This is a genomic window from Marivita hallyeonensis (assembly GCF_900129875.1).
Lineage (GTDB): Bacteria > Pseudomonadota > Alphaproteobacteria > Rhodobacterales > Rhodobacteraceae > Marivita > Marivita hallyeonensis.
Genome location: NZ_FQXC01000003.1, coordinates 181,513 through 193,940 on the forward strand (window position 1 = coordinate 181,513; position 12,428 = coordinate 193,940).

Genomic DNA, 12,428 nt, shown 5'->3' on the forward strand with positions numbered 1-12,428 from the left:
TAAAAATCAAAGCGCGATGAAAGCGTCGAAGTAATTGTCTGGCAGAACTGCTAAAACAGGCATCAGGAACTCTGGATTGTCGCCCTCTACCGCCTCCGTAAAGGCCCCCGAAGCAGCGCTTGCGGCACCTGCGAAATTCATTGTGCTCGCGTCACCATATGTCTCCATTACGTTATCGGCCGCGTCCAGATTGGAAAGCCCGTAGAACACCGAGTAATACGCTCCGACCTCTGTCTTCTCCTCAAGATAGGCTTGGTCGGCCAACTGCTGATCTATGAAGTCTTGCGTCGCATCGACAGGCGGTGTGGCTTTTGCCCCCTTCAAAACTTCGAGTATGAAGACGTCCCTACTGACATTGCCCGAGTCCAATTGCCCGGTCCAGAATGTCAAACCGGCTGTGTCCGGAGCACGGCCGAGGACATTGGCGTAAACTGTGAGCGCGAACTGTTCGTTGGACACGTCCGACGGAAATGCGGCTTGCGTTTCCGGCTGGCCTGCGAAATCGGCAGCAATTTCGTCAAGGCTTAAACCACCCTCCTCGCCAAACAGACCACGATTGTAGACAGTGGCCCAGAAGTTCAGGCCCAGCGCATCGGGTGCACGGTCGTAATAGGCAATGTATAACTCGATCAGCGCGAGGAAGTCTGTGAACTCAAGACCGCCCGCACCGCCGAACTTGGTCAGGTCGAGAGGACTGGCAGCTGCCTCTCCTTCGAAGGTCAGTGTTTCTACGTCACGTAACGCATCAATCCCGTCACCATCTTCGCGACGATCCTGAATCGTCGTATCGCTAGGTGAGATCGTAACTGTGTAATTGTTCTGCGGGCCTGTGTAGGCGGCGGTATCATCCCCGCTTCCGCCTTCAAGCGTATCGTTGCCTGCACTGGCCTCGAAGGTGTCATTTCCATCAAGACCAAGGATCAATTCCGGACCGTCCGTTCCCATGAGAATATCGGGACCGGGCGTTGCGGCTGGCGTTCCGTTCCCGCCACCGAAATTAAACGTGATCAAGTCAGAAACTTCGTCAGACGAAGCGTCAAAACTCTCGGTCAGAGCAAAAAGACTGCTGACCTGGATCGACCCTGCGCCTGACGTCGTAAATTCGTACGCATAGATGTCTGTGTTTGCACCTACAGCACCGGCAATATTGATCTGCACGGCGGCGGTAAAAAGATTGTCATCCGTCTCCGCCGCGGTACCTTCTTCGGTATCACCGGGAACCAAAAGAAGCTCTTGCGAAAAACTCGCATTATTAAGCACCATTTCCGGAGCGACCTGAACGCTGAAATCGCCGGTGGTGGCTTGATCCAGAGAGACAATAATTCGAACTGAATTGCCGTTTTCTTCACCACGAATCGAGACGGGCATATGAATTCACCTTTAAAGCTGTTTTACAAGAATGAGTCTGAGGCTAGGCAAAAGCCTTTAGCTGGTAAACTTCTTTCTTTCAAAATGAACGGATACGTGAAACCAGGCGCAAAAGAAAGTGATGCGGAAGCTGACATGCGTCAGCTAAAGAACCGCATTGTGGGTGACAATGCGGTTTTCGCCAGTTTCCAGATCTAGAGAGTTAGCCGCCTAGACGATCGTCCAAAATCTGCTGGAATTCCGAGTAACTCATGTTCGAGTAAGTCTCGCCGTCGATCACGAAGGACGGGGTTGAACTGATGCCGTGTTCTTCAGCGTTGGCCTGGTACCACTCGATGAGTGTGCGGGCTTTGTCGCCATTGCTGAGGCACGCTTCGAGTTGTTCGTTTTCCAGGCCGGCAATCCGGCCGATCTTCCGCAACTCGTCGGCGATAGCGGCTTCGGAGCCTGCACGGGTCCAAGCGCTTTGTTGTTCATAAAGCAGGTCTGTGATGCCGAAGAACCGGTCTTCGCCGCCGCAGCGGGCAATCATGGAGCCCCAGAGCCCGTAGCGGTCGAAATAGACTTCTCGGTAGATGAACTTCACCTTGCCGGTGTCGATGTAGTCAGCCTTCAGGTCTTTGAAGACCCCGGCGTGGAACGACGCGCAATGCGGGCACGTGTAGGACGCGTATTCGATCACCTCGACCGGTGCGTCTTCTGCGCCAAGGACCATCTCTTCGACGACGAATGTCTCGCCGCTGGCTTCCTGCGCATTGGCGGCGCCGGGCAAAGCGATTTCCTGACCATTCACGGTTGGAGTGCTTGCCGGTTGGGTGAACCACCAGCCCGCACCACCGGCCACTGCTACGGCAAGGGCAATTGTCATCATGCGTTGTTTCATTGCGAAACCCTCTGTTGTCTCTTGATGGACCTAGGCCCGATTTTGCGTTTTTGAATAGACGTTGCTGGCCAAGCGTTCCAGGGCAGAGCGCAATCCTTCATCCTCAACATCCCTGGTCAGTTTTTTTGCCTGCGGCAAGATCGTTGGAAGCGCGGTGTCATCGGATCGCACCGGACGATGATCGAAGCTCACCTGCCCTTCGGCAAAGCCGGACGCCGCCGTCTGGGTGATGCGTAGATTCGAAATGGCGTTATAGCCGTAAACTGCGTTCACTTTCTCTCGCAATTTCTCTTTCTGCATTTCCAGAATCGGCGCATTGGCCCCTGTGGTAAGCACCGTCAACGTCGCTCCAAGACCGCCACGACCGTACCGAATGTCGACAGGACGGCAGATCGCAGCAATGTCTTCACCGGCAATCTCGGTCCAGTGAGTGAGGAGACGTGACTGGGCGAAGCCGCGGGTCTCTGACGCTTTGCGGATCTGCGTCTGCAAAAGGCTCGACGTGCGTTTGAAGCCTCTGGTCTGACCGGTGCGCGTCGGCATGTTTGACTCCTCCTGTCGAACACTATCCTAGTGTCGCGGCGCGACCGCAACCAGCCCACAAATCAGAGCAGAGATCAAAGGAATGTCAGACCCGCGTGATGCACCCGAGCCGCAGGTGCTTTTGGAATGGTATGACCGCCACGCCCGGGACATGCCCTGGCGCGTCGGCCCGTCAGACCGCGCACGTGGCGTCCGTCCTGATCCGTATCGCGTCTGGATGTCCGAGATCATGTTGCAGCAGACAACAGTGGCCGCCGTCAAAAGCTATTTCGAAGCGTTCACGAACCGCTGGCCGACGGTCAGCGACCTGGCAAAGGCAGAAGACGCGGACGTCATGGCGGCGTGGGCCGGTTTGGGATATTACGCCCGCGCGCGCAACCTGCTTAAATGTGCACGGGTCGTGCACACGGAATACGGCGGCGTCTTTCCAGAGACCTATGACGCCCTGATCGCGTTGCCCGGGATCGGCCCCTATACGGCGGCGGCCGTCGCTTCGATCGCCTTTGATCGCCCGGAGACCGTTCTGGACGGCAACGTGGAGCGGGTGATGGCTCGGCTCTATGACGATCACACACCACTGCCTGCCGCCAAGCCCAAACTGATGGACTATGCCTCAGCGTTGACGCCCGAAGACCGCCCGGGCTGCTATGCGCAGGCGGTGATGGATCTCGGGGCCACAATATGCACGCCGCGCAACCCGGCATGCGGACTTTGTCCATGGCGGTCGGCTTGCCGGGCCTGGACCGCTGGAACCGCGAGGGACCTGCCAAAGAAGACGCCAAAGAAACGCAAACCAACACGGTTCGGCATCGCGTACATCGCCCGGCGCGTTGACGGCGCGTTGTTACTCGAGACTCGGCCTGACAGCGGCCTTCTTGGTGGCATGCTCGGCTGGCCGGGAAGCGACTGGAACGATGCACCGGAGGAAGCCCCACCGATCCACGCCGAATGGCGCTCTATCGACGAAGAAGCGCGGCACACCTTCACCCATTTCCACCTACGGCTCACGGTGAAAACGGCGCTTGTTCCGATGGATCGCACCCCAGAGCGCGGTCGATTCTTCGCGGTTGAAACATTCGATCCAGCTATGTTGCCGACAGTGATGCGCAAGGCGTTCAATCTGGTTTCTAAGCCCTGACCCCGCTGACAAAGGCAACCGGTCACGCAATGACCGCAACGTCAGTCTTGGTGATGACAGGCTGCGCCTGCTAGATTTCGCGCCGAACCCTAAGCGTAAGCGATCAACATGACAGACAGCACCTTTCACCCCTCTGAAACCCGGCTTCCCCTGCGCGCCGCGCTGCCGTTCTGGTTGTCGCTGTTCATGATTCCGCTTGTCCTCGCGAGCGCGTTTCTTGGCGGTTTCTGGGTGATTGTACCGATCCTCGCGGCGTGGGGCGTTTTCGCGACGCTCGATGCGGCATTGGGTCTAAGCGTGGACAACCTTGATCCGCAGACCAAAGACAGTGCCTTGGTCTACCACCGGCTCATCACGCTGATCTGGGCACCGTTGCAATTCCTGATGATCTTCGGACTGGTCTGGTACGTTCCCCGGGCAGATCATCTGGGCGTGCTCGAGACCTACCTCGTGACCGTGGGCATGGGTGTTTTGTCGGGCAGTATCGGGATCGTCTACGCGCATGAACTGATGCACCAGAAAAACAAGCTTGAACGCTGGATGGGCGATCTGCTTATGAACATGGTGCTTTATGGGCACTTCCGGTCAGAGCACCTGTTGGTCCACCACCGCTACGTTGGAACCCCGCGCGATCCGGTGACGGCACGATATAATGAGAGTTTCTGGCGGTTCTACCCGCGTGTCCTGAAGGGATGCCTGCTGTCTTCGTTCCGGGCCGAGCGGGACATGCTGGCTCGCAAGAAGCTTCCCTGGTGGCATCAAAGCAATCCCTTCTGGCGTTATTGGGGGCTGCAGCTCGCCTTCCTCGTGCTGGCGTTTTTGCTTGGCGGCTGGCTCGGTGTCTTGGTCTTCGTGCTTCAGGCGGTGGCGGCGATCTTTCAATTGGAATTGGTCAACTATGTCGAACACTACGGGTTGACGCGAAAGCATTTGGGTGACGGCAAATACGAACATGTGAAGCCACGCCACAGTTGGAATGCGTCCCACAAGGCGTCAAACTGGTTCCTGATCAACCTGCAGCGCCACTCGGACCACCATTACAAGCCTGATCGCCGCTTTCCGCTTTTGCAGACCTACGACGAAGAAGACGCGCCGCAACTGCCTTACGGGTACCCGGTGATGACCTTCTTCGCACTGTTCCCGCGCAAATGGCGCGCGATGATGAACCCGCGGGTTCAGGCCTGGCGAAAGAAGTATTACCCGGAGATCGAAGACTGGTCCCGATACAACAAGTTGCGCGCCTGAACGACATCAGCGTTCAACACGAAAGGAGGGCAATTTACGTCCTCCTTCACTAGAATTTACTGGAGAGCGTCAAAAAACTTCGTACGAAGTTTCTTCTGCATTCCCTAATAAATTCTTGGGTTTCGTTTGAAGACAAGCGTTTGCCAGTCTTCAAAGCTCTTCTAGAAGGGCTTCACCACCGGACACTTCGCAGACGCCCGGGCTTTCTTCGACATGCAGCGCCGTAACCTTCCCATCATCGACAATCATCGCATAGCGCTTCGACCGTCCCATCAAACCTGCCGGTGGGGCATCAAAGTCCATACCCATCGCTTTGGTGAACGTGCTTTGCGCGTCTCCCAGCATGGTGATCCCGGCCGCCGTGGCACCCGTCGACTCGCCCCAGGCCTGCAGGACAAACGGATCGTTCACCGCCACACAGATGATTTCGTCGATGCCTTTTGCCTCGAACTGGTCCTTCGTCCGAATGAAACTTGGCACATGGGCCGAGTGGCATGTCGGGGTGAACGCGCCTGGAACCGCAAACACGACCAGTTTCTTGCCTTTGGCGTGGTCGGCCAATGACACCGTTTCGGGGCCATCGCTGCCCATTTTCACCAGATCCGCTTGCGGCAGTTTATCGCCGAGTGCAATCGTCATGTTGTGTCCCTCGCTCTAGAATTGCATTTCCGATGTCCTGCCATATAGGGTCGCGCCGAACCAGACCAATGGCAGTTCGGAAAAAGGGGCACAGATGGGCCATCTCATTGTTGTCGGGGCCGGACAGGCCGGCGCGTCTTGCGTCGCTCGCTTGCGTGCGAAAGGTTTCGACGGTGACATCACCCTGATCGGTGAAGAGCCTGTGCCGCCTTATCAGCGCCCCCCCCTGTCGAAAGCGTATCTTCTGGGAGACATGGACCGCGAGCGGCTCTACCTGCGGCCGCGCGAGTTCTATGCAGACCAGAACATCGTTCTCCGTCTTGGCAAACCTGTCACGAAGATCGACCCACAGGCGCAAACCGTACAGGTCGGGGAAGAGGTTCTGCAATATGATGAACTTGTCCTCACGACCGGATCCAGACCGCGCAGGCTGCCCGCCGCGATCGGGGGTGATCTTGACGGGGTGATGGTCGTCCGTGCGATTGCAGATGTGGACGCGATGGCGCCCTGGTTTATCGAAGGTGCGAGGCTTCTGATCGTTGGCGGCGGATATATCGGGCTGGAAGCGGCGGCCGTCGCAGCCAAGCTTGGACTGCGCGTCACGTTGGTTGAAATGGCCGACCGCATCCTGCAACGGGTTGCGTCGCCGGAAACGTCCGATTTCTTCCGCGATCTGCACACCGCACACGGCGTTTATATCCGCGAAGGTGTCGGCCTTTCCAGGTTGATCGGGACGGGCCGCAAAGTGTCGGGGGCTGTTCTGAGCGACGGTAGCACGCTCGACGTCGATTTCGTCATCGTCGGCGTGGGCATCACGCCAGACACGCGCCTCGCCGAAAGTGCGGGTCTGATCTTGGAGAATGGTATCCGCACCGACGACCACAGTCGCACATCGGACCCGCATATCTGGGCGGCAGGCGATTGCGCGTCGTTTCCGTGGAAGGGGACTCAACTTCGTCTCGAAAGCGTTGGCAACGCGATCGATCAGGCGGAATGTGTGGCGGATAACATCCTCGGCGCGAACAAGCGCTACGAGGCAAAGCCGTGGTTCTGGTCGGACCAGTTCGATATCAAGCTGCAGATCGCGGGGTTGAATACGGGCTATGATCGGATTGTCACCCGGAAGAGCGATGATGGCGCGCAGTCGCATTGGTACTTCGCTGGCGACACGCTTCTTGCCATCGACGCGATGAACGATCCGCGCGCCTACATGGTGGGCAAACGGCTGATCGAAGCGGGCAAGTCGCCAAGCGCGGAAGCCGTTGCCGATCCCGGGTCAGACCTCAAAGCCCTACTGAAAGCGTGAGGATCATCGCGGGCCTCTATCGCGGACGGCCTCTGGCAAACGTCGGCAAAGGCGACCCCGCCGCGCATCTGCGACCGACCACCGACCGCGTGCGCGAGAGCCTGTTCAATATGCTGGGCGGCGGTCGCTTTGGCGAACCGTTCGAGGGCGCGACCGTGCTCGATCTATTTGCGGGCACCGGCGCATTGGGTCTTGAAGCCATGTCGCGTGGCGCGGCAAGTGTTGTGTTTGTCGACGACGGGCGCAAAGCCGTGTCGCTCATAAAAGCCAACATCAAGAACCTTGAGTGCCCCGATGCGCGTGTCATCCAGCGCGATGCCACACGTCTTCCGCCGTGCGACACCGAACCCGCGAACCTCGTTTTTCTTGACCCGCCTTACGGTAAGTCGCTTGGGCAAAAGGCGCTTGCGTCAGCGATGGACAAGGGATGGCTGGCCGAAGGAGCCTTGGTCGTCTGGGAAGAGATCGCGCCACAGATGGCTCCGGACGGGTTCACACGTTTGGACACCCGCCGCTACGGCGACACGCATGTGACCGTCTTGCGCTTTGGGAACGCTGCGTCTGTGTGATAGGCTCCGACCATGTCGAGTTTTGTGCCCACATTCCAAGATGTCCGCGCGACGGACAACGCATCGCGCGCAGAGACGAAACCGCCCGCCAAAGGCGGGCCGGTTCTCATGGCCGACTGCATCACGCCCGTGGCGGGCGAGACGCTTCTTTCGCTCTTGTGGAAACGTTGGGACAAAGAGGAGATATAGGCCGGACAGGACTGTCCGACCTATCAGCGTTCACCCATCCGTGCCGACGGCAGCGCCGCGTGTGGCTGCGACTGCGGCGCGTGCATCTTCGACAAGCCGCACAGCATCCAGTCCGCGTTCCGTCATCTCTGCAATCCAGTCTTGCGTGACCTCTTCGCCCAGCGCAACGATGCGCGCGGTTTCAACCTCGCTCAGCGTGGCGATCTCATTTCCCGCATCTTCCATCAGCATACGCCCAACGCGGTCGCCGGTGTCATGCGCCCGACCTGCCATGGCAGAGGTCTCGAGTCCAGAATTCGCGTCGATCACCGCCTTCAGATCATCCGGCAGCGCGTTGTAGCTGTCCTTGTTCATCGCCCAGATGAAGTAGAGATTGTAGAGCGACTTATCACCCGCAACATCCGTGTGGCTGTCGGTCAACTCGTCGAGTTTGAGCGACGGAGACATCTCCCACGTGATCACGCCCCCATCGACCACGCCTTTCGACAATGCCTCGGGAAACTGCGGAACCGGCAGACCAATCGGTTCAGCACCCAACTTGTCAAGAAGCAACGTCGCCGGGCGCGACGGACCGCGCAGCTTCAGACCTGCAAAATCCTCAACCTTTGCCACGGCATCACCTGTCTTGTGCACGATGCCCGGGCCGTGCATGTGCGCTGCAATCAGATGCACATCGGCGAAATCATCCATCAGGTGTTTCTGGGTGAACTCCCACGCAGCGCGCGAAGCTTCCTCGGCGCTTTTGGTCACCATAAAGGGCAGTTCCATCGCCTCTGCTTCGGGGAAGCGACCGGGCGTGTAGCCGGGGATGACCCAACCGCCGTCAATCACACCGTCCTTGATGAGATCATATTGCGCCGGGGCTTTGCCGCCGAGCTGCATGAACGGATAGACCTCGATCTTGATCCGACCGTTCGATTCGGTCTCCACCTTTTCGACCCACGGATCGAGGAAGTATTTCGGATTGGCCGAGTTTGGCGACACAAAGTGCTGGAATCGTAGTGTCACGTCCTGCGCAATGCCGGTTGTTGCTGTCATGCCAAGAATGGCGGCGAGTGCGGCAGTCTTGAGAAATGTCATGATCTGCGCCTCCTGTATGGTGTCTGAAAAGTCGCGCTGCACCGCAGCACGCGCCATAGGTATGAGACCCAGCATCCAGTTGCAAATCATTCTCAACTTCTTGGCTGATCAGAAATTCTGCATCGCACTGATTAATCTCCTAAAACCAGACATGAGGGGGAATTCAAGATGCGGTTTCCCCATCGTCTTTCGGAATTGCAGCACGCTGAACAGTCATGTTATTCACAAAACTGAATTTATCTCTGGGAGGAGACACCATGCTGATGCGCCCGACCCGCCGCGCGTTCCTGAAAACCTTGGCCGCGATGCCAGCATTTGCCCTGCCCGGTGCCAAAGCAATGGCCAGCCTTGGCGCCCCTGAAGACGGTAATCCGGCGCATTTCCGGTTCACCCTCGGCGAGGCCAAGATTACGGTGGTGTCCGACGGTTTCTTCTCTCTTCCGACAACCGGCATCGGCGTCAACACCGACCCCGTGGTCGTGCAGGATTTTCTGAAATCACACTACCTCGCACCGGACATGAACTACGCCCACACCAACCATCTGTACGTCGAGCTTGGCGATGCGCGTGTGCTTGTCGATGTCGGTTCGGGAAACCGGTTTTTCGACACCACGGGACGGCTTTGGGGAAACTTGGAAGCCGCAGGCATAGACCCGATGGGCGTGACCCATGTCGTCATTACCCACGCCCATCCCGATCACATCTGGGGTGTGCGCGATGATTTCGACGAAGCAATCGTACCGGATGCTGCCTATTTCCTCGGGCAAGCAGAATATGATTACTGGATGCAGGAGGGCCTCGCTTCTCAAGTTCCTCCGGCGATGCAGCAATTCGTCGTTGGGGCACAGAACTCCATCAATGTGGATGGCGCCGAGTGGCAACTGGTTTCAGACGGGTTCGAAGTCGCGCCAGGGGTTCGCGTCATCGACACACCGGGACACACGCCCGGCCACATGGCTGTGGTCGTGGAAAGCAACGGACAGCAGTTGATTGCCCTGGGCGATGCCATGACCCATGCCTACACCAACTTCGCACATCCGGATTGGTACAATGAATTCGACACGGACGGTGCACAGACCGTCGCGACCCGTAGGCGGTTGCTGGACATGGCCGCCGCAGATCGCATGGCTGTGCTTGGCTACCACTTCCCCTTCCCGGGCGTCGGTCACGTCATGCGCGATGGCAACAGCTACAGCTTTGTGCCGGCGCTCTGGCGTTTCGACTAGGCCCGCGCGGCACGCAAGTTCGCGGCGCGATGTGATGCGAGGATGTGCACCAAAGCGCCCAGCGCTGCACATCCGGCCGCAGCGCCCAGCCACGTGATCCCCGCCGCCGACTGCACGGCTCCGCCAAGCGCCGATCCCACAGCAGTGCCGATGTAGATCGCCGCCGCATTCAGCGCCAAAACGACCGCTGCGATGCTCGGTGCGAGGTTCAGAAGCCGCACTTGCTGCGGCGCCATGAACGACCAGCCCATCACTGACCAAGCGAACACAAGGGCCAAAAGAACCCACGGAGCCATCGGCAAACCCGAAAAGGCGGGCATCAGAAGGATTTGGGCAAGGCAGAGGATAACCAGTGATTTCACCGATCCAAGCCGATCCGTGAGCCATCCGCCCATCAGATTGCCGACAACAGCCCCGGCACCGAATACGAGCAGCACCAATGTGATCCCGTCCCGTCCGTAGCCCATCGTCTCTTCGAGCAATGGCGCAAGATAGGTGTAAAGCACATAGATCGCGCCCAGAAAGCTCGCGGTAAAGAGCACCGCTCCCATCACCAAACCGTTTTTCAACGCCTGACCCAGATCCGCCAGGGACACTGGTTTGAACCGCAATCCAGCGGGGACCCGCACCCAGATCAGCACCGTTGCAGCCAAAGCGAGGACCACCACGATCCAGAACGCGGCGCGCCATCCAAAGGTGAAGGACACCCAGCTGCCAACAGGCACGCCAAGCACTTGCGCGAAAGTCAGCCCGAAATAGAAGGCCGCGATGGACTTGCCCTGCGTCGATTTCGGGGCCAGTGCCGCGACCACCGCTGCGCCAACCGGCGTCACAACGCCTGCACCCGCTGCAGCCAGTGCGCGCGCCGCATAAAGCAATGTCAGGTTCGTGGCCACTGCAGACAAAAGAGCCGCCAGTGCAAAAATCGCCATACCCGCCGCCAGTACGCGCCGCCGCCCGACACGGCCCGTCAGCGACACCAACAGCGGTGAGAGCACGGCGTATGCCAATGCGTAGGCGGTCATTGTCCCGCCCGCTGCCGCGGTGCTGGCGTCCAGATCGGCGGCCAGCAAGGGCACCATCCCGATGACCACGAACGCGCCCATGCCGATCACGAAATTGCAGCCGGACAGAAGGGCGATCAGACCCACGGGCAATTGCGGCTGATCCGGATTGGATGTCATCTGGAATAGTCGTCGCGCGGCGCGGCGGCCCGGGTCAACCGGTCATTGATCGCGATACCAAGCCCGTGATGCGGTATTGGTGTCACGGCGATGGTCGTGGCGCCGGTCGCATCAAGCTGGTGCATGTAGTCAAACAGGTGCGCCGCCGCTTCGACCAAATCTTCCTTTTCCGATAGGTTCAGGTCGCACTCGACATCGCCAAAGCCCAGTCGCGCCTCGTTTGGCAACCATTCGGTCGCATTCAACCGCACACGCGCGTCAGGCGCATAGTGAGACGCAAGTTGGCCCGGCGACGAAATGGCGTCAGCGTTCTTTCGGATCGCGATGTGGTGGCCGAGAACTTCAGCCAATTGATCTTCCGTCACACCGCCCGGTCGCAGCAGGACAGGATGATCAGACAATCCGACAATGGTCGACTCGAGGCCCACAGGACACGCGCCGCCATCCAGCACCGCGTCGACCCGATCACCCAAACCATCGACGACATGCGCTGCTTTGGTCGGGCTGATCTGGCCAGACCGGTTGGCAGACGGCGCTGCCACCGGCCCCCCGAATGCCCGCAGCAAGGTTTGCGCAGTGGGATGCGCAGGGACGCGGATCGCAAGCGTGTTCAATCCGGCCGACACCAACCGCGAGATTGGCGACCCGGCCCGGCGCGGCAGCACAAAGGTAAGCGGGCCGGGCCAAAAGGCGTGTGCCAGGTCCTCTGCCGCATCCGTCCAGTCCACATGCGCGCGCGCCGCTTCCACATCCGGGAAGTGGACGATCAAGGGATTGAAACTCGGCCGGCCCTTGGATTCGAAAATCCGTGCAACGGCGGTGTCGTTGCAGGCGTCCGCACCAAGCCCGTAGACCGTCTCGGTAGGGAACGCGACAAGACCACCGTCCCGCAAAACGGATGCCGCTTTCGCGCAATCCTGCTCGGTATCGGACAGGATCTGCAGACTGGAGGAGGTCATATCTTGTGACGCCGCGTTTTTGTTGATGGCACCCCCGGCTTTCGGCAGGGTCTGCACAATAGATTGCGGATGCATATCGCTCGCACCCTTGATTGCCAA

14 protein-coding genes are annotated in these 12,428 nt (G+C 58.9%); 7 read left to right on the forward strand and 7 right to left on the reverse strand.

The annotated features are described in order from the left end of the window. Window positions 1-6 precede the first annotated feature (6 nt). Window positions 7-1,368 carry a DUF4214 domain-containing protein gene (locus BUA42_RS10340; RefSeq protein ID WP_072777674.1) on the reverse strand — a complete coding sequence of 454 codons (1,362 nt, stop codon included), beginning with the start codon at window positions 1,366-1,368 and terminating at the stop codon, window positions 7-9. Here BUA42_RS10340 and BUA42_RS20945 point away from each other — a divergent pair, their 5' ends adjacent. Next, window positions 1,369-1,566, forward strand: coding sequence for a hypothetical protein (locus tag BUA42_RS20945; protein WP_143152675.1), 198 nt, complete (start codon window positions 1,369-1,371; stop codon window positions 1,564-1,566). It begins immediately after the preceding gene. Between the two features lie 4 nt (window positions 1,567-1,570). On the opposite strand, the gene BUA42_RS10345 is transcribed toward BUA42_RS20945, so the two are convergent. Both BUA42_RS10345 and BUA42_RS10350 read right to left on the reverse strand, forming a co-directional pair. Beyond that, entirely contained in the window at window positions 1,571-2,251 is a 681-nt protein-coding gene (locus BUA42_RS10345) for a DsbA family protein (RefSeq protein WP_072777675.1), read from the reverse strand. Between the two features lie 30 nt (window positions 2,252-2,281). Further along, window positions 2,282-2,794, reverse strand: coding sequence for a DUF721 domain-containing protein (locus BUA42_RS10350; RefSeq protein WP_072777676.1), 513 nt, complete (start codon window positions 2,792-2,794; stop codon window positions 2,282-2,284). An 82-nt stretch (window positions 2,795-2,876) separates the two neighbouring features. On the opposite strand from BUA42_RS10350, the gene mutY reads away from it, so the two are divergent. Then, complete coding sequence (gene mutY / locus BUA42_RS10355; RefSeq protein WP_072777677.1) at window positions 2,877-3,932, forward strand: A/G-specific adenine glycosylase; 1,056 nt, start codon at window positions 2,877-2,879, stop codon at window positions 3,930-3,932. Window positions 3,933-4,040: 108 nt separating this feature from the next. After that, complete coding sequence (locus BUA42_RS10360) at window positions 4,041-5,177, forward strand: alkane 1-monooxygenase (protein ID WP_072777678.1); 1,137 nt, start codon at window positions 4,041-4,043, stop codon at window positions 5,175-5,177. A 150-nt stretch (window positions 5,178-5,327) separates the two neighbouring features. Here the strand turns inward: BUA42_RS10360 and BUA42_RS10365 are convergent, their stop codons facing one another. Next, the gene (locus tag BUA42_RS10365; RefSeq protein WP_072777679.1) at window positions 5,328-5,816 is read right to left on the reverse strand and encodes a peroxiredoxin; all 489 of its coding nucleotides are present in this window, start codon (window positions 5,814-5,816) and stop codon (window positions 5,328-5,330) included. A 94-nt stretch (window positions 5,817-5,910) separates the two neighbouring features. Between BUA42_RS10365 and BUA42_RS10370 the strand changes: the two genes are divergently transcribed. The 3 genes from BUA42_RS10370 to BUA42_RS21165 are packed head-to-tail and all read left to right on the forward strand — an operon-like array spanning window position 5,911 to window position 7,880. Then, entirely contained in the window at window positions 5,911-7,122 is a 1,212-nt protein-coding gene (locus tag BUA42_RS10370; RefSeq protein ID WP_072777680.1) for an NAD(P)/FAD-dependent oxidoreductase, read from the forward strand. Then, window positions 7,119-7,691, forward strand: a complete 573-nt coding sequence (gene rsmD, locus BUA42_RS10375) for a 16S rRNA (guanine(966)-N(2))-methyltransferase RsmD (RefSeq protein WP_072777681.1) — start codon at window positions 7,119-7,121, stop codon at window positions 7,689-7,691. The genes BUA42_RS10370 and rsmD overlap by 4 nt, the downstream gene beginning before the upstream one ends. 12 nt (window positions 7,692-7,703) lie before the next feature. Further along, a complete protein-coding gene (locus tag BUA42_RS21165; protein ID WP_178346893.1) occupies window positions 7,704-7,880 on the forward strand; it encodes a hypothetical protein in 177 nt (58 codons plus the stop codon). A 30-nt stretch (window positions 7,881-7,910) separates the two neighbouring features. On the opposite strand, the gene BUA42_RS10380 is transcribed toward BUA42_RS21165, so the two are convergent. Next, window positions 7,911-8,960 carry a TRAP transporter substrate-binding protein gene (locus BUA42_RS10380; protein WP_072778403.1) on the reverse strand — a complete coding sequence of 350 codons (1,050 nt, stop codon included), beginning with the start codon at window positions 8,958-8,960 and terminating at the stop codon, window positions 7,911-7,913. 257 nt (window positions 8,961-9,217) lie between these two features. Here BUA42_RS10380 and BUA42_RS10385 point away from each other — a divergent pair, with 257 nt between their 5' ends. Next, window positions 9,218-10,186 (forward strand): MBL fold metallo-hydrolase, encoded by a 969-nt coding sequence (locus BUA42_RS10385; RefSeq protein WP_072777682.1) that lies wholly within the window; start codon window positions 9,218-9,220, stop codon window positions 10,184-10,186. On the opposite strand, the gene BUA42_RS10390 is transcribed toward BUA42_RS10385, so the two are convergent. Next, window positions 10,183-11,370, reverse strand: a complete 1,188-nt coding sequence (locus tag BUA42_RS10390; protein ID WP_072777683.1) for an MFS transporter — start codon at window positions 11,368-11,370, stop codon at window positions 10,183-10,185. The two genes, BUA42_RS10385 and BUA42_RS10390, sit on opposite strands and share 4 nt — an antisense overlap. Continuing rightward, window positions 11,367-12,329 (reverse strand): L-threonylcarbamoyladenylate synthase, encoded by a 963-nt coding sequence (locus BUA42_RS10395; RefSeq protein WP_072778405.1) that lies wholly within the window; start codon window positions 12,327-12,329, stop codon window positions 11,367-11,369. Before BUA42_RS10395 ends, BUA42_RS10390 begins: the two co-directional genes overlap by 4 nt. Window positions 12,330-12,428 lie beyond the last annotated feature (99 nt).

What these genes read in the sequence shown, in the direction of transcription:
- BUA42_RS10365 (WP_072777679.1), bottom strand. Translation starts at nt 5,816, where the DNA reads ATGACGATTGCACTCGGCGATAAACTGCCGCAAGCGGATCTGGTGAAA.
- BUA42_RS10370 (WP_072777680.1), top strand. Translation starts at nt 5,911, where the DNA reads ATGGGCCATCTCATTGTTGTCGGGGCCGGACAGGCCGGCGCGTCTTGC.
- BUA42_RS10340 (WP_072777674.1), bottom strand. Translation starts at nt 1,368, where the DNA reads ATGCCCGTCTCGATTCGTGGTGAAGAAAACGGCAATTCAGTTCGAATT.
- BUA42_RS10395 (WP_072778405.1), bottom strand. Translation starts at nt 12,329, where the DNA reads ATGACCTCCTCCAGTCTGCAGATCCTGTCCGATACCGAGCAGGATTGC.
- BUA42_RS10360 (WP_072777678.1), top strand. Translation starts at nt 4,041, where the DNA reads ATGACAGACAGCACCTTTCACCCCTCTGAAACCCGGCTTCCCCTGCGC.
- BUA42_RS20945 (WP_143152675.1), top strand. Translation starts at nt 1,369, where the DNA reads ATGAATTCACCTTTAAAGCTGTTTTACAAGAATGAGTCTGAGGCTAGG.
- BUA42_RS21165 (WP_178346893.1), top strand. Translation starts at nt 7,704, where the DNA reads ATGTCGAGTTTTGTGCCCACATTCCAAGATGTCCGCGCGACGGACAAC.
- BUA42_RS10380 (WP_072778403.1), bottom strand. Translation starts at nt 8,960, where the DNA reads ATGACATTTCTCAAGACTGCCGCACTCGCCGCCATTCTTGGCATGACA.
- BUA42_RS10350 (WP_072777676.1), bottom strand. Translation starts at nt 2,794, where the DNA reads ATGCCGACGCGCACCGGTCAGACCAGAGGCTTCAAACGCACGTCGAGC.
- BUA42_RS10390 (WP_072777683.1), bottom strand. Translation starts at nt 11,370, where the DNA reads ATGACATCCAATCCGGATCAGCCGCAATTGCCCGTGGGTCTGATCGCC.
- mutY (WP_072777677.1), top strand. Translation starts at nt 2,877, where the DNA reads ATGTCAGACCCGCGTGATGCACCCGAGCCGCAGGTGCTTTTGGAATGG.
- BUA42_RS10385 (WP_072777682.1), top strand. Translation starts at nt 9,218, where the DNA reads ATGCTGATGCGCCCGACCCGCCGCGCGTTCCTGAAAACCTTGGCCGCG.
- BUA42_RS10345 (WP_072777675.1), bottom strand. Translation starts at nt 2,251, where the DNA reads ATGAAACAACGCATGATGACAATTGCCCTTGCCGTAGCAGTGGCCGGT.